Below are 17350 nucleotides of genomic sequence, written 5' to 3'. Positions count from 1 at the left end.
ACTGGGATATCAACATCTTATAATATGGGGTGGCTAACGAGGCTTGAACTCGCGACAACCGGAATCACAATCCGGGACTCTACCAACTGAGCTATAGCCACCAATGTTTGTAACCTTTGCCAATACGACCGGATAATGGTGCGCCCGAAAGGATTCGAACCTTCGGCCTTTGGCTCCGGAGGCCAACGCTCTATCCAGCTGAGCTACGGGCGCCTTGCCCTATCGACGGAGGTGAATATTACGGATCAGAACGCTACTCGGCAAGTGTTTTTTTTTATTTTTACGTTACTCGCTGATTTTATCAGCAAATCGGCGTTGATTCGTGTCATGCATAGCACAACATCAAACATTATCAGATATCACAGTTGCTATACTTACAGAGTTGCAACATCTGCTGTAAGTTTAAACTAAGTATTATTCATCAATGTACTATCATCACAGCAGCCCCTTATAACAGGATGTAATAGAGGTGAAAATAATGGATTTATCTTTACGATCATGGCTAATAGCAATCAGTACTCTAGCTTGTTTCTCGACGATGGCTATTGCAGCCGATATGTCTAGCTCTGCGATCAGCGAGCGTATTAAACCCAGTGGTAATATTCATCTTGAAGGAGCAGAGTCTGTCGCAGCAGCGACAACTACGCCATCGCGAACAGGCCAAGCTATTTATGATCAATATTGTGCTTCTTGTCATAATTCAGGCTTGATGGCCGCACCTAAAAAAGGCGATGCCGATGATTGGGCAACAAGAGTGAGTCAAGGTGATGCGGTACTTACTGAGCATGCAATTAAGGGCTTTAATGCCATGCCAGCTAAAGGTACCTGTATGGATTGTAGCGATGCTGAAATTGTTGCGGCAATTAACTATATGATCAACCCCAACTAACGGCCATTAGTTGCAAGTTAAGGGGGATCTCTCCCCCTTTATCTAATAAACCGTTCGCTAATCGCTATTTTTTAAATAGATTACGAATATTGGCAATATGGGCTTGGCCTTTTTGCATTCGCTCTTCAGCAGTAACCGGTTTACGCTCATTTTCCCACTCCAAATCATCTTGTGGTAGCTCATACAAGAAACGACTTGGCTCTGGTTTGATCAACTCACCATATTGGCGCCGCTCTTTACATAACGTAAAAGTTAGCTCTCGTTGTGCTCGCGTGATCCCCACATAAGCGAGTCGTCGTTCTTCATCAACATTATCTTCATCAATACTGGTTTGATGCGGCAAAATACCTTCTTCAGTACCCACTAAGAACACATAAGGGAATTCTAAGCCTTTCGATGCGTGCAAGGTCATTAACTGCACTTGATCTGCATCACTGTCATCTTCCCCACGCTCCATCATGTCGCGTAAGGTTAACCGTTGTACAACCTCTTTAAGGGTTTTAACTTCGTTATCGTAGTTATCACCTTCTAAATCTGCCGTGATCCAACTGTAGAGATCTGAGACATTTTTCATTCTCATTTCAGCCGCCTTAGGACTAGCTGAGGTTTCGTAGAGCCAATCTTCATAATGAATATCGCGCACTAATTGACGCACCGCCGCAACGGTATCACCACGTTCAGCGTTATCTGTCAGCTGATTAATCCAATGAGTAAAACGCTGCAATGATTCTAAGCCTCGCCCAGAAAGATGCTGTTCAAGACCCATTTCAAAACTAGCAGCAAACAAACTTTTACCCCGCATATTGGCATACGTTCCCAACTTTTCGAGGGTAACTGGGCCAATTTCACGTCGTGGAGTGTTCACGATTCGCAAGAAGGCATTATCATCATCAGGGTTAGTTAATACTCGCAGATACGCCATCATATCTTTGATTTCAACCCGCGAGAAAAATGATGTTCCACCGGAAATTTTATACGGAATCCGGTTTTGCATCAGCGCCTTTTCAAATAACCGCGATTGGTGGTTACCTCGATATAAAATCGCATAATCTTTATAAGCGGTATTGTTCATAAATCGATGCGCAATTAATTCACCGACCACTTTCTCAGCTTCATGCTCCTCATTTTTAGCGGTCAGCACTTTCAGCATCGCGCCATCAGGGATCGCAGAAAACAACGCTTTTTCAAACAAGTGCGGGTTATTAGCAATAAGAATATTCGCGGTTCGCAGAATACGGCTGGTTGAACGATAATTTTGCTCAAGTTTAACCACTTTAAGATTTGGGAAATCTTTATTAAGTAAGGCTAAGTTTTCTGGCTGCGCGCCGCGCCACGAATAAATAGACTGATCATCATCACCTACCACCGTAAATCGTGCTCGCTCACCAACCAATAACTTTACAAACAGATACTGACTGGTGTTGGTATCTTGATATTCATCCACCAGCAAATAACGGATGCGATTCTGCCACCGCTGACGCACTTCTTGATTATCACGTAACAACAACACTGGCATTAGAATTAAGTCATCAAAATCAAGAGCGTTATAGGCTTTCATTTGACGTTGGTACATTTCATAGCAATGCGCAAATAGTTGATCGCGCTCAGTTTGCGCTCGGCCACCAGCATCAACTGGCGATAACATGTCATTTTTCCAATTCGAGATGGTTGACTGTAGTTGCTTTAATAAATCTTTATCACCGTCGAGTTCTTCTTCGGTTAACTCTTTTAATAACGCCATCTGATCTTGATCGTCAAATAGTGAAAAGTTAGCTTTTAAACCTAAATATTTACACTCTCGACGCACAATATTAAGTCCCAAAGTATGGAAGGTTGACACCATTAACCCTTTGGATTCTTGACGACCTAATGTTTGACCAACACGTTCTTTCATTTCACGTGCCGCTTTATTGGTAAAGGTTAATGCCGCAATATTGCGCGCCTTATAATCACACTGCTGAACCAAGTAAGCGATTTTATTGGTAATAACACGTGTTTTACCTGAGCCGGCGCCGGCCAAGACTAAGCATGGTCCGGAAACGTATTTAACTGCTTCTGTTTGCCTTGGGTTCAGTTTCATTAGTTATCCTGACGTCATTAAAAACGGGCGCATTTTAACGCGCTTTAATTACAAGTCTATTCACTTTTAGCGGAATGACATTGTCACCACTCATCAACATTTATTCCAATTTCATCACTTAAAACAACTTAACCACCAGATTTATGCTAGAAATATTGAATAAGAACTAGACTAAATCAAAGTAAATTGAACCAAATACTAAATGGAATTAAATGTTGATTACAAAAAAGTAAATAACAGTTACATTATTGTTAAATAACAAAATAATATCTAACAACAGCTATAATTGCTTATATTTAGGAGATTTCATGCGAAAAATCGCAGCCATTGCTACTATTGTCAGTTTGACACTAGGGATATCAGCTTGTGACCAAAGTTCATCCAAAAATCCAACCCAACAAGCAACGACAAGTGTGGCTGTTGGTACAGTTACTGTCACTTCTCATCCACAAGCCATTCATGTTGAACTTCCTGGTCGTAGTAAAGCTTACCTTGAAGCAGAAGTTCGCCCTCAAGTTTCAGGCATTATCACTGAACGTAGTTTTAAAGAAGGCAGCAGTGTTAGTAAAGGCCAATCATTGTATAGTATTGACTCCGCGCCTTATAACGCCGCTTACCTCAGTGCTAAAGCCAGTTTAGCCCAAGCACAAGCTAACCTAGACTCAGCTAAAGCACTGGCTCAGCGCAGTAAAACCTTGGTTAACCGTGGTGCAATCAGCAAACAAACTTATGACGATAATCAAGCGAAATACAAAGTTGCTCTCGCTGGAATTGAAGTCGCAAAAGCTAGCGTCCATAAAGCTAAAATAGATCTTGATTATACTAAAGTAAAAGCCCCAATTGCGGGTCGTATTGGTCAATCATCAGTAACCCCAGGTGCATTAGTCAGTGCTGGTCAAACACAAGTGTTAGCGACCATCCAACAATTAGATCCAATTAATATTGATATCGCCCAATCAAGCACCCAATTACTGCGCCTTAAATCTGCCCTTAAGCAAGGTCAACTTCAGGCGAGTAATAATGCCGATGTCGAATTAATTCTTGAAGACGGCAGTGTTTACTCGCATCACGGCACACTACAGTTTGCTGAAGTAAATGTTGATCCCAATACTGGCTCTGTCACTTTACGTGCCGAATTCCCGAACCCTGAAGGGATCTTATTACCTGGGATGTATGTTCGTGCCGTACTGAATACCGGCACCGATCCTAAAGCCATCATGATCCCGCAAAAAGCCATTACTCGCAACAGTAAAGGCCAAGCTATTGCAATGGTCGTTGGCGCTGACAACAAAGTTGAATCGCGTGTCGTTACCACCGCTGAAGCAATTGATAACCAATGGCGAATCACCAGTGGTCTTAAAGATGGCGATCAAGTGATTGTCGATGGCTTGCAAAAAATACGTCCAGGTGTCGTGGTTGAACCAACACTGATGACTGTCACTCACTCACAATAATAGGAACAGTAAATTATGGCTCGTTTCTTTATCGATCGCCCTATTTTTGCTTGGGTGATCGCGATTATTGTTATGCTAGCTGGCGTATTGTCAATTCTTAAACTGCCTGTTTCCCAATACCCTAGTATTGCACCACCTACAGTCGTTATTAGTGCCAGTTACCCTGGTGCTAATGCAAAAACCATGGAAGATACCGTTACTCAAGTTATCGAACAGCGAATGACAGGTATTGATAACTTACGGTATTTATCATCAACCAGTGATAGTTTTGGTAATACTCAAATCACTCTGACCTTTAATGCCGAAGCTGATCCTGATATCGCTCAGGTTCAAGTTCAGAATAAATTGCAATCCGCCTTACCTCTACTCCCAATGGAAGTGCAACAACAAGGTGTTAAGGTAAATAAAGCCAGCTCAAGTTTCTTGATGGTGGTCGGATTCTATTCCGAAGATGGTTCAATGGATAAAAATGACATTTCGGACTACATCAGTTCGAATGTTGCCGATCCAATGAGTCGTGTTCCTGGCGTGGGTGAAATTCAGACCTTTGGTGCTCAGTACGCAATGCGTATTTGGCTCGATCCTCTCAAACTGACAAAATACAACCTCACCAGTCTTGATGTTATTGCGGCAATCAAAGAGCAAAATGCGCAAATTTCCGCAGGTCAACTCGGTGCATCGCCATCGCTGCCTGGACAAGAACTTAACGCTACTGTTTCTGCACAAAGTCGCTTAAAAACACCAGCCCAGTTTGAAAAAATCATCCTTAAATCCGATCCGTCAGGCGCTAAGGTATTATTAAAAGATGTTGCTCGAGTAGAACTCGGGGCTGAAAGTTATGCCGTACAAGTGTTTTACAACGGTAAACCTGCTAGTGGTATTGGTATAAAACTCGCTACTGGTGCCAATGCATTGGCAACCGCAGAAGCAGTCAAAGCTAAAATTGATGAACTTAAACCGTTCTTCCCTGAAGGACTACAAGCGGTTTATCCGTATGACACCACCCCATTTGTCGAAAAATCGATCGAAGGAGTTGTCCATACTTTATTTGAAGCAGTGGCATTGGTATTTATTATCATGTTCCTGTTCCTACAAAACTTCCGCGCTACACTGATCCCAACCATTGCAGTACCTGTGGTATTACTCGGCACTTTCGCCGTCTTATCGCTCGCGGGTTATTCAATTAACACCCTCACTATGTTTGCGATGGTATTGGCAATCGGCTTGCTGGTTGATGATGCGATTGTCGTGGTAGAAAACGTTGAACGGGTCATGCATGAAGAAGGTTTAGGCCCTGTTGAAGCTACTCGTAAATCGATGGATCAAATTACGGGCGCCTTAGTCGGTATAGCCTTAACACTATCAGCAGTATTTGTTCCAATGGCATTTATGTCAGGCTCTACCGGGGTTATTTATCGTCAGTTCTCGATTACCATCGTAACCGCAATGTCATTGTCAGTAATGGTGGCAGTGATCCTAACTCCAGCACTATGTGCCACTATGCTTAAACCTGTGGCTCACGGTAGCAATGAGAAAGGTTTCTTTGGCTGGTTTAACCGCACCTTTGATAACTTAACCAAACGTTACGAATCAAGCGTTGCTGCAATGATTAAACGCTCAATTCGAGTGATGTTTATTTTCCTTGGCTTAACCGTGGCGGTTGGCTGGATTTTCATGCGAATGCCAACTTCGTTCTTACCCGATGAAGATCAAGGGATCTTATTCAGTCAGGCAATATTGCCGGTTAACTCAACCCAAGAACAAACTCAAAAAGTCATGGACCAAGTGTCTGATTACTACTTAACCCAAGAAGCAGATAGTGTCGCCAGTGTGTTCAGTGTCTCCGGTTTTAGTTTTGCGGGTAACGGTCAAAACATGGGAATGGCGTTTGTGGGCTTAAAAGATTGGTCTGATCGCCAACTACCCGGCATGGATGTTAAATCGATCGTTAACCGTTCGATGAATTACTTCCATAGCATTAAAAATGCGATGGTGTTCTCGTTTGCACCGCCAGCGGTGATCGAGCTTGGTACTGCTAGCGGCTTTGATTTCTACCTTCAAGATCGCAGTGGTCAAGGGCATGACAAACTCATTGCAGCTCGTAACCAGTTACTTAAATTAGCGGCTGAAAATCCTAATTTGGTCGGTGTCCGTCCTAACGGTCAAGAAGATGCACCGATGTATCAAATTAATATCGATCAAGCCAAGATCCGTGCTCTTGGGATTGATATTAATTCGGTCAATAAAGTCCTAGGTACCGCATGGGGTAGTTCTTACGTTAATGACTTTATTGATCGTGGTCGCGTGAAGAAAGTCTTTGTCCAAGGTGATGCTCAATACCGCATGAAACCAGGTGATCTTGATAGTTGGTATGTGCGTAATAACCAAGGTGAAATGGTACCGTTCTCTGCCTTTGCAACCGGTGAATGGCAATATGCTTCACCACGGCTAGAACGTTTCAATGCCACCCCTGCGGTCAACATTCAAGGTAGTGTGGTTAGTGGTTACAGTACCGGTCAAGCAATGCTCGATATTGAAGCTATGGTAAAACAATTACCACCAGGCTTTGGGGTTGAGTGGAATGGTCTATCGTATGAAGAACGCCTATCAGGTAACCAAGCACCTATGCTATATGCGTTATCTATTTTGGTAGTGTTCTTAGTACTTGCTGCACTATATGAAAGCTGGTCTGTACCATTTGCAGTCGTGTTAGTGGTACCGCTAGGGATTATTGGTGCCTTACTCGCGATGAATGCTCGAGGCATGCCTAACGATGTATTCTTCCAAGTAGGTCTATTAACTACTGTCGGGTTAGCGACCAAAAACGCCATTCTAATTGTTGAATTTGCTAAAGAATACTACGAGAAAGGCGCAGGGCTGGTTGAAGCAACCTTGCATGCTGTACGTGTTCGTCTGCGTCCAATCATTATGACCTCACTCGCGTTTGGTCTCGGGGTTGTACCACTGGCAATCAGTACTGGTGTTGGTTCTGGTGGTAAAAATGCTATCGGTACTGCTGTGCTCGGCGGAATGTTAAGTTCAACCTTCTTAGGTATTTTCTTTATCCCAATCTTCTTTGTGGTAGTTGAACGTATCTTTAGTCGTGGCAAAACAAAATCAAAACCAGAGAGTACACCACCAACCCAGTCACATTAATCGTTCTCTAGCCAACTAATATAACAGCCCGTATCTCGTTTGATACGGGCTTTTTTATGCTTTTTTACTGCAAAAACGACGAACATAGCCACCAATAAGCATACTGGCACCCCTGTGAGTGTTGTAATATCCTTATTAATGATACAAAAGCTAAAATAAGGCTTGCGAATCAATTATCAAATCCTACAATAGCCAATGAATGAACATTCATTCATACCTCTTGTACTAAATGTAAGCTGTTATGACTGATAAAAAAGAGCGCATATTAACTGCAACTGAAAAACTGTTAGCCACGCACGGCTTTCATGGTCTATCGATGCAAATGGTAGCTAAAGAGGCTCAAGTTGCAACTGGCACTATTTATCGCTATTTCAATGATAAAGATGACTTGCTGTACCAACTCCATGAACATATTTTAGGTTATATCGCCAAAAAAATTAGCCATAATATTAACGACAGTATGCCGCTTAAACAGCGCTACCGTACCATGTGGCTAAATCTGTGGCATATGTCTATTAGTGGTAATGCTCCATTAATCAATCAAGGGCAATTTCAAAACTTGCCCCGTAAAAATGCACACGAAAGAAAAGCATTAAATAAACAATTATTTAGCTGCGTCGTTCAGATGTTTGACGAAGGTAAAGCCTGTAACCTATTTAAACCGCTTGATAATGAAATATTAAGTACACTTAGCCTTGAGACGAGTTGCTATTTAGCCCGTCGAAAAATCAATGCTGGATTAGAGATCACCGATAGCGAGCTTGATGCCGCTATTAATGCCTCTTGGGACGCCATTATTCAGCACTAACATTGTAATTCCGGAGCACACCTCATAATGAAAAAATGGATCGTGATGTTACTTATTGCCCTTCTGCTATTTGGAAGTGTAATTGGTTTCAATCTTTTTAAAGAACACAAAATAGCTGAATATATGGCTAATATGCCGGAAGCAAACTATCCGGTTACAGCCACCACAACCAAAGCTGAAAACTGGTATCCAGCACTGCAAGCAATTGGTTTTATTGAACCAATGCAAGGTGTTACTCTAACGTCAGAAGCCGCAGGTGTGATCAGCAAAATTAATTTTGAATCCGGCCAAAAGGTAAAAGCAGGTCAACTACTGGTTTCAATTAACTCTAACGTTGAACAATCAAGCTTGCAAAGTACTGAAGCAAAACTACCATCAGTGCAAGCATCTTACCTACGCTATAAAGATCTTTACCGTAAAGGTTCTGTATCAAAATCTAGCCTTGATGAAGCCAAAGCTAACTACCTGGCATTAGTGGCTCAAATCAAATCATTAAAAGAATCTATTCAACGTCGTAATATCAGCGCACCTTTTGCAGGTGAAATTGGTCTACGTAATGTTTATTTAGGTCAATACATTCAGCCTGGCACTAAAATTATTCGTTTAGAAGACACCACGACGATGCGTTTCCGCTTCACTGTTCCGCAAACGGATATTTCTAAAATCAAGATTGGCCAAACAGTTGATATCAATATCGATGCTTATAAAGATACTGACTTTAAAGGTCAAATTACTGCGATTGAGCCAGCGGTTAACGCTCAAACAGGTTTGATTCAGGTACAAGCTGATATTCCTAACAGCGGTGGCCTGTTACGCAGTGGTATGTTTGCGCGTGCACGTGTAATTCAACCCACTATTGCTGATCAAATTGTAGTTCCTCAAACCGCAATTACTTACACCCTCTACGGCGATACTGTGTACGTACTACGCAACGTTGATGGCAAATTACGTGCGATGCAAACGGTAGTAACTACAGGTCTAAACAAAGGAAATGAAGTACGAATTCTTTCTGGTTTAAAAGCTGGAGAGCAGATCGTAACTAGCGGTCAAATTCGTCTTAGCAACAAGTCATTAGTGCACATCGTTGAAAATGACGCACTGAAGGCTCCTGCTGAAATCCCATTGCTGTAACTGGAGAACGCTCAGGATGCGCTTTACTGATATATTCATCAGACGCCCGGTATTAGCAATTTCGATCAGTTTACTGATCGCATTGCTTGGCCTACAGGCGGTTTTCAAAATGCAGGTTCGGCAATATCCGGACATGACAAACACCGTGGTAACCGTGAGTACGGCTTACTACGGTGCCAGTGCTGACCTTATTCAAGGATTTATCACCCAGCCACTGGAACAAGCTATTGCTCAAGCCGATAATATCGACTACATCACCGCCCAAAGTACTATGGGCATGTCGACCATTACCGTACAAATGAAATTGAACACCAACCCTAATGCTGCCTTGGCGGATATTCTTGCTAAAGTAAACTCGGTGCGGGCTCAATTACCTAAAGAAACCCAAGATCCAACTATCTCGCTTTCTACTGGTGGCGGTACCGGGGTGCTATACCTTGGCTTCACCAGTAAAACATTAAGCTCAAGCCAAATCACTGACTACATCGAACGCGTAGTCAAACCGCAACTATTTACGGTTGGTGGGGTGGCAAAAGTAGACATGTATGGCGGCGTGCCGTTTGCATTACGTGTTTGGCTTGATCCACAAAAAATGGCAGCGTTTAACTTATCTGCCAGTGATGTAACTCAAGTACTACAAGCAAACAACTACCAATCGGCTGTTGGCCAAGCTAACAACGATTTTGTGTTGTACAACGGTAGTGCTAACACTCAAGCGAATAGCCCAGAATCTCTAGAGAAACTGGTTGTATCAAGTAATAACGGTCAAGTGATCCGCTTAGGTGACATTGCGAAAGTAACGCTGTCGCGTAGCAGTGATAGCTACCGCGCAACAGCGAATGGCCAAGAAGCAGTAGTCGGCGCGATTGAAGCAGCACCAAGTGCTAACCCAATCAACATTGCCAAAGATGTTATCAACCTACTACCTTCTATCGAACGTAACATGCCAAGCACCATCAAAATGACGGTGATGTATGACTCAACGATTGCAATTAATGACTCGATTCATGAAGTTATTAAAACCATTCTTGAAGCAGCATTAATCGTACTGGTGGTTATTGCACTATTTATCGGTTCACTACGTTCAGTCATTATTCCAATCATTACTATTCCACTATCACTGATTGGTGTGGCACTAGTGATGCAATTATTTGGGTTCTCATGGAACCTGATGACATTGCTGGCTCTGGTATTAGCGATCGGCCTCGTGGTCGATGATGCAATCGTAGTACTGGAAAACGTTGAACGGCATATAAAACTGGGGCAAACGCCATTTAGGGCCGCCATTATTGGTACCCGTGAAATTGCGGTTCCTGTTATTTCAATGACCATTGCTTTAGGTGCAGTATATGCGCCGATTGCATTAATGGGTGGCTTAACCGGTTCATTATTTAAAGAGTTTGCGTTAACCCTCGCAGGTGCGGTATTTATTTCAGGAATCATTGCCTTAACATTATCACCGGTAATGTGTGCAACCTTCTTAAAACAAAATGAAGCGCCGAATAAATTTGAATTGATGGTACACGGTTTTCTTGATCGTCTAACATTACGTTATGAGAAAATGCTAAGCGGTATCATGCATATGCGTGCAGTCGTGATCGTATTTGCTCTTTGTGCTTGTGCAAGCTTGCCGTTCTTATTTAAGTTTATTCCCAGCGAACTAGCGCCTGCTGAAGATAATGGCGTCGTGGTATTTATGGGTACCGCGCCAGCAAATGCTAACCTTGATTTCATCGAAGATACGATGAACCAAGTTAACAAAGTACTGACTGAGCAGAAGAGTGTTCAATACGCACAAATTTTCTCAGGGATCCCTGCAGCTAACCAAGCTTTTGGTCTGGCAACATTAAAACCGTGGAGCCAACGCGATCAAAGCCAAACTGAAGTGGCGAATGAAGTAACTCAAAAAATCAAAAATATTCCACAAATGGCTGTTACTGCTTTCCAAATGCCAAGCCTTCCAGGTGCTGGCTCTGGTTTACCAGTACAGTTTGTTATCACCACCCCCAACAACTTTAAGAGCCTCTACCAAGTCGCTGCTGAAATGTTGGCGAAGGTAAAAGATAACCCAATGTTCGTCTACTCAGATTTAGACTTGAAGTATGACTCTGCCACCATGAACATTGATATCGATAAAGATAAAGCCGGTGCTTATGGTGTCACCATGCAAGCAATAGGTAATACTTTAAGTACCATGCTTGCCGGTGGTGATATTAACCGCGTCGATATTTTAGGTCGTTCTTACAAGGTTATTCCGCAAGTTGAGCGTAAAGATCGTTTCAATCCAAAAGATTTGAACAATTACTACGTCAAAACAAACAGCGGTGATTTAATTCCACTAGGTAGCTTAGTGACCATCAAAGTCACTCCAGCACCACCAACACTACCAAGCTTTAACCAACAAAATGCGGCAACCATCGGCGCAGTATTAGCCCCTGGTACCTCAATTGGTGAAGCAGTTAACTGGTTAAATACTGAATCAGCGAAAGTCTTACCAAAAGGCTATAGCCATAACTACTTAGGTGAAAGTCGTCAGTACGTCACTGAAGGTAATGCGCTATACGCTACATTTGGTCTAGCATTAGCGATTATTTTCTTGGTGCTTGCGATTCAATTTGAATCACTACGTGATCCATTAGTAATCCTAGTTTCAGTACCATTAGCAATTTGTGGTGCACTGATTGCCCTCGCGTGGGGTGCGACAACACTCAATATCTACTCGCAGATAGGTTTGATAACCCTCATAGGATTGATAACCAAACACGGTATATTGATTTGTGAAGTCGCCAAAGAAGAACAGCTCTACCACGGTAAAAACCGCATGGATGCCGTAATGGAAGCGGCGAAGATTCGTCTCCGTCCAATCCTAATGACAACCTGTGCCATGATTGCCGGTCTAATACCGCTATTGTATGCATCAGGTGCTGGTGCAGCATCGCGTTTCAGTATTGGTATTGTTATTGTGGCTGGTTTATCTATCGGTACACTATTTACCTTGTTTGTATTACCAGTTATTTATACATTCTTGGCTAGTGAGCATAAACCGCTACCCGTGTTTGTTGAAGAAGATGATGGTTTAGACAACCATTTCTAATTAACCAACACGAAAAAGGGCGCTGAATCATCAGCGCCCTTTTCTTTTCACTACAGCGCCGATTACAATGACTAATAACGATTTTCGCAACGGAGTAAGCGAATCATGTTCGATTCAAAGAAACTTGAGCAAGTAGCTAAACAAATTCAAGACGCAATGCCTAAACCAGTTAAAGATCTAGGTAATGACGTTGAACAGAAAGTACGCCAGGTGATCCAATCCCAATTGGGTAAACTTGATGTAGTCACTCGTGAAGAGTTTGACGTCCAAACTCAAGTGCTATTACGCACTCGTCAGAAATTGACTGAACTTGAACAAAAAATGTCAGCATTTGAAGCTAAACTAAATGACGAAGACAACAGTACTAAAGCTTAATTAGCGATTATTACTACCACGAAAAAGCCCAGTTCTCATCAAACTGGGCTTTATTTTTAATGAATATTTAAGCTAAAGCTTAACCGCCAACGGCAATATGTTTCATGTCTTTCATATAACCACGTAACTGCTTACCAATCACTTCAACAGGATGATTACGTAATGCTTCATTAACTTCAATCAGCTTTTGGTTATCAACAAAGTTAGTTGTTGTCGTTAAGCCCTTACCAATAACATCGGTTGTTACCGTTGCCATAAAGTGATCACGCAATAGCGGTGTCGCCACATTAGCAAATAAATAGTTACCGTACTCAGCAGTATCTGAAATAACCACATTCATCTCATACAGACGCTTACGAGCAACCGTATTAGCAATTAATGGCAACTCATGTAGCGACTCATAATAAGCAGACTCATCAATAATGCCTGACGCCGTCATCGCTTCAAATGCCAATTCAACCCCAGCCCGCACCATTGCTACCATCAAAATACCGTTATCAAAGTATTCTTGCTCTGAAATTTGAATATCTGAGTCGGGATAGTTTTCAAATTGAGTCTCAGCGGTTTCACCACGCCAACCCAATAATTCTGCATCATCGTTGGCCCAGTCAGCCATCATAGTCGTTGAGAAGTGACCTGAAATAATGTCATCCATATGCTTGTTATATAACGGACGCATCAGATCTTTAAGCTCTTCAGATAAATCGAAGGCTTTTACTTTAGCTGGATTTGAAAGGCGATCCATCATATGAGTAACGCCACCAAATTTAAGCGCTTCAGTAATCGTTTCCCAACCAAATTGTAGCAACTTACCCGCATACGCTGGCTCAATACCATCTGCTAGCATTTTTTCGTAACACACAATTGAACCAGCTTGCAGCATGCCACATAAAATAGTTTGCTCACCCATAAGATCAGACTTAACTTCAGCCACAAAAGATGACTCAAGCACACCCGCACGATGACCCCCCGTTGCAGCAGCCCATGCTTTTGCAATTTCAAGGCCGTCAGCTTGAGGATCATTTTCAGGATGAACTGCAATCAAGGTTGGTACACCAAAACCACGCTTATATTCTTCACGAACTTCCGTACCCGGACACTTAGGTGCAACCATAACCACAGTTAAGTCTTTACGAATTTGCATGCCTTCTTCAACGATATTAAAACCGTGGGAATAACCTAATGCCGCACCTTGCTTCATTAATGGCATCACTGTTTCAACTACATTGGTATGTTGTTTATCAGGAGTAAGGTTTACCACCAAATCCGCTTGTGGAATCAATTGTTCATAGCTACCAACTTCAAAACCATTATCACGTGCATTTTTAAATGATGGACGCTGCTCATCAATTGCCGCCTGGCGAAGAGCATAAGCAACATTCAATCCAGAATCTCGCATGTTAAGACCTTGGTTTAAGCCTTGCGCGCCACATCCGACAATAACCACCTTTTTACCTTTAAGGTAATCAGCTTCGGTAGCAAATTCTGCACGATCCATAAAACGACAACGGCCCAGTTGATCTAACTGCTGGCGCAAATTTAAGGTATTGAAATAATTAGCCATAACAACAAACTCCGTGAAATATATTTATCCTTGGTTCGATATTTATTTATCGAATAGAATGATAGTAGATCAGGTAACTTGTTGCGCAAAGTGCTATATTCACAACAATCAATTGCAAATTATGCAACATCAGACAATGAACATTAAAAATCTGCAACTTTTTCTTCACCTAAGTGATTCGCTAAGTTTTCATCATACAGCGCAGTCGATGCATATCAGCCCATCAGCGCTGAGTCGTGTTATTCAACGTCTTGAGCAAGAATTAGGACAAAGCTTATTCCGCCGTGACAACCGTAGTGTTGAACTCACCATGGCAGGAAAGAAACTGATCCCAGTAGCGACTACGATTATTTCTAATTGGCTCTCACTGAAAACCGAATTAAACAGTGACAGTTCATTACTCCAAGGCAAACTAAAAATATTTTGTTCAGTAACCGCAAGTTATAGTCACTTACCCGCAATATTAACTGCTTTTCGTCATCGCTATCCGCAAATAGAAATTCAATTATTAACCGGTGATTCTGCACTAGCGATTGATAAAGTGCTAAATGATGAAGTTGATGTCGCGATTACCGCCAAACCAGAGCAACTTTCCGCTAAATTAACTTATATAGAATTAGATCATATTCCAATGTCAGTAATTGCACCGACAATTGCGCCACTAGCAATTCAACAACTATTAAATCAAGGTCCCAATTGGCAAGCACTACCGTTCATTCTTGCAGAATCAGGCCCAGCAAGATCACGAGCAAATACTTGGTTTAAAGAAAAAAAAATATCGCCACCAATTTACGCTCAAATTTCTGGCCATGAAGCCATCGTTAGTATGGTTGCCTTAGGTTGTGGAATCGGTATTGCACCCGATGTTGTTATCAATAACAGCCCAATGAGTGATAAAGTGCAGCGTTTTCCTGCTGAGCTGATTGCACCATTAAGTCTAGGCCTTTGTTGTAAACAATCACGCCATCAAGAAAATGTATTAAAAGCGTTACTTCAATTATTTTAATATTGTTATATCAATGCTTTGCCTCTGCTAATTTATTGCATTGAAAAAGGAAATTTTCATGACACACGCAATTTTAACGCATTCATATTGTTCTGATTTTTATGCAGAACACGGTTATCAATTCTTGAAACAAGTCGCCCAAGATTACTCTGTACCACCGAACCTCGTGATATTTTCGGTGATGCACTGCTATGAAGGCTCATTACCGTATATAAATGTATTAGCACAATTAGCGCATCCGCTGGTTTTCATTCCTAAAAATGCGACTGCAGACGCCAATCCTGAGCTATTAAAAACCATCAACCAAATAGCTAACTGCCAGATAGTAAACCCTAGTTACAATAAGGAGTCTTTACGTGATCCTCTACATTGTGAAGCACTAATTCGGCAATATATCAGCCACGATAGCCCTTTTTTAATACTTGATCATGGCGGCTATTTTGCTAATGCGAGTGAACATTTATGTCATGTCTTTCAACAACAATTAGTTGGCATCACTGAATTAACAGCTAATGGCTTATACAAATATTGTAATAAGAATATCAACAAGCCCTTAGTTACCGTTTCTCATTTAAGTATCAAAACGCCAGCAGATACTGAAGCCTCTGAATGTATTGTTCATTATTCTGATCAAATTTTACGGGAAGAGTTTGGCCTTAAAATTAATAACGCTGGATTTTTAAGAATGGGAGTTGTTGGTGCAGGTAACCTCGGCCGTGGAATTATTAAGCACTTACAAAACAAGGATATTTGTAATATTCATGTCTTTGACCAAGATCCTCGCCGCTTAACCCAGTTTCCACGAGACGGTGTTAATGTTTGCTCTCTTGAATACTTAATACAACAATGCAATATGGTTTTTTGCTGTACGGGCAATGCCGCATTAACAGCCGAAATATTTGACCATCTAACCCAGCCTCTTTTCATTACCACCGTAACCTCTGCCGATGATGAACTTCGGCTACCAGAGTTAGTCACTCAGGGCGTATTAACCGAAATTAGTAGTAATCAATTAGTCAAAGAATACCAAACCCGTAATGGCGTCTGTGTTTATCTGCTTGCTGGCGGTGAGTCAGCCAATACTCCCTTTAAAACAGGTATGGGTGATCCTACACTCTATTTATTTGAAGCTGCGCATATGTTGGCAGGGTTACAACTACTAAATCAGCCTCAGCAGTTCACTGATGGTATTCAGGCTTTATCTGATAATAATGAAATAATGATCGCCCAGCAATGGCTAACTCATTTCTATAATTATCAGTAATTAAACAATAAAGCCTCAACACTTATGCTTAGGCTTTATTGTATTAAAACCATCACTTCAGCTGCTCTTGTTGAAGCGATAACCAATCATCACTGCCATATAGACCTAAAAAAAGCCTCACATTACTGTCGAGGCTTTCTTGGATATGGCTGAGATGACGAGATTCGAACTCCTAACACGCACTGATTTTCGGTATCGCTGAATCCGCTGCACTGCTAACTAAAGCTATATTCTATCTATCACAATGATACCGATGTAAAAAATCCTCACATTGCTGTCGAGGCTTTCTTGAAGATGGCAGGAGTTACGATATTCGAGCTTCCAACAGGCGCTGATTTTCGGTATCGCTGAATCCGCTGCTCTGCCAGTTGAAGCTACACTCTATCTATCACAATGATACAAATGTAAAAAATCCTCACATTGCTGTCGAGGCTTTCTTGAAGATGGCAGGAGTTACGATATTCGAGCTTCCAACAGGCGCTGATTTTCGGTATCGCTGAATCCGCTGCTCTGCCAGTTGAAGCTACAC

The 17350-nt window shown here is 41.9% G+C and carries 11 protein-coding genes and 2 tRNA genes; 9 read left to right on the top strand and 4 right to left on the bottom strand.

The features are described 5' to 3' along the window. Positions 1-25: 25 nt before the first annotated feature. Both C0W29_RS19865 and C0W29_RS19860 read right to left on the bottom strand, forming a co-directional pair. Positions 26-101, bottom strand: a tRNA-His gene (locus tag C0W29_RS19865). 35 nt (positions 102-136) lie between these two features. Beyond that, positions 137-213, bottom strand: a tRNA-Arg gene (locus tag C0W29_RS19860). Between the two features lie 265 nt (positions 214-478). Between C0W29_RS19860 and C0W29_RS19855 the strand changes: the two genes are divergently transcribed. Beyond that, complete coding sequence (locus tag C0W29_RS19855; protein ID WP_045045859.1) at positions 479-889, top strand: c-type cytochrome; 411 nt, start codon at positions 479-481, stop codon at positions 887-889. A 64-nt stretch (positions 890-953) separates the two neighbouring features. On the opposite strand, the gene rep is transcribed toward C0W29_RS19855, so the two are convergent. Then, on the bottom strand, positions 954-2969 hold the full coding sequence (gene rep, locus C0W29_RS19850; RefSeq protein WP_045045860.1) for a DNA helicase Rep: 2016 nt from the start codon (positions 2967-2969) through the stop codon (positions 954-956). Positions 2970-3277: 308 nt separating this feature from the next. Between rep and C0W29_RS19845 the strand changes: the two genes are divergently transcribed. From C0W29_RS19845 to ubiK, 6 genes are all read left to right on the top strand, one after another. Then, positions 3278-4423 (top strand): efflux RND transporter periplasmic adaptor subunit, encoded by a 1146-nt coding sequence (locus tag C0W29_RS19845; RefSeq protein ID WP_045045861.1) that lies wholly within the window; start codon positions 3278-3280, stop codon positions 4421-4423. Positions 4424-4438: 15 nt separating this feature from the next. Beyond that, the gene (locus tag C0W29_RS19840) at positions 4439-7579 is read left to right on the top strand and encodes an efflux RND transporter permease subunit (RefSeq protein WP_036789150.1); all 3141 of its coding nucleotides are present in this window, start codon (positions 4439-4441) and stop codon (positions 7577-7579) included. 241 nt (positions 7580-7820) lie between these two features. Beyond that, the gene (locus C0W29_RS19835) at positions 7821-8387 is read left to right on the top strand and encodes a TetR/AcrR family transcriptional regulator (RefSeq protein ID WP_045044128.1); all 567 of its coding nucleotides are present in this window, start codon (positions 7821-7823) and stop codon (positions 8385-8387) included. 27 nt (positions 8388-8414) lie between these two features. Then, on the top strand, positions 8415-9518 hold the full coding sequence (locus C0W29_RS19830) for an efflux RND transporter periplasmic adaptor subunit (protein WP_045045862.1): 1104 nt from the start codon (positions 8415-8417) through the stop codon (positions 9516-9518). A gap of 16 nt (positions 9519-9534) precedes the next feature. Next, positions 9535-12612 carry a multidrug efflux RND transporter permease subunit gene (locus tag C0W29_RS19825; RefSeq protein WP_036789148.1) on the top strand — a complete coding sequence of 1026 codons (3078 nt, stop codon included), beginning with the start codon at positions 9535-9537 and terminating at the stop codon, positions 12610-12612. A gap of 105 nt (positions 12613-12717) precedes the next feature. Next, a complete protein-coding gene (ubiK, locus tag C0W29_RS19820; RefSeq protein WP_036789147.1) occupies positions 12718-12987 on the top strand; it encodes a ubiquinone biosynthesis accessory factor UbiK in 270 nt (89 codons plus the stop codon). 79 nt (positions 12988-13066) lie between these two features. Here the strand turns inward: ubiK and ilvC are convergent, their stop codons facing one another. Then, positions 13067-14551: a ketol-acid reductoisomerase gene (gene ilvC / locus C0W29_RS19815; protein WP_045044129.1), complete on the bottom strand. Its 1485-nt coding sequence runs from the start codon at positions 14549-14551 to the stop codon at positions 13067-13069. Positions 14552-14687: 136 nt separating this feature from the next. On the opposite strand from ilvC, the gene ilvY reads away from it, so the two are divergent. Continuing rightward, a complete protein-coding gene (gene ilvY, locus C0W29_RS19810) occupies positions 14688-15557 on the top strand; it encodes an HTH-type transcriptional activator IlvY (RefSeq protein ID WP_045045864.1) in 870 nt (289 codons plus the stop codon). A 58-nt stretch (positions 15558-15615) separates the two neighbouring features. Continuing rightward, the gene (locus C0W29_RS19805; RefSeq protein WP_045045863.1) at positions 15616-16821 is read left to right on the top strand and encodes an NAD(P)-binding domain-containing protein; all 1206 of its coding nucleotides are present in this window, start codon (positions 15616-15618) and stop codon (positions 16819-16821) included. The last annotated feature ends 529 nt before the right edge of the window (positions 16822-17350 follow it).

The sequence above is a fragment of the Photobacterium kishitanii genome, assembly GCF_003026355.1.
Taxonomy (GTDB): Bacteria; Pseudomonadota; Gammaproteobacteria; order Enterobacterales; family Vibrionaceae; genus Photobacterium; species Photobacterium kishitanii.
The sequence above is the reverse complement of the archived record's forward strand: the minus strand, read 5'-3'. Positions and strand labels throughout refer to the sequence as shown.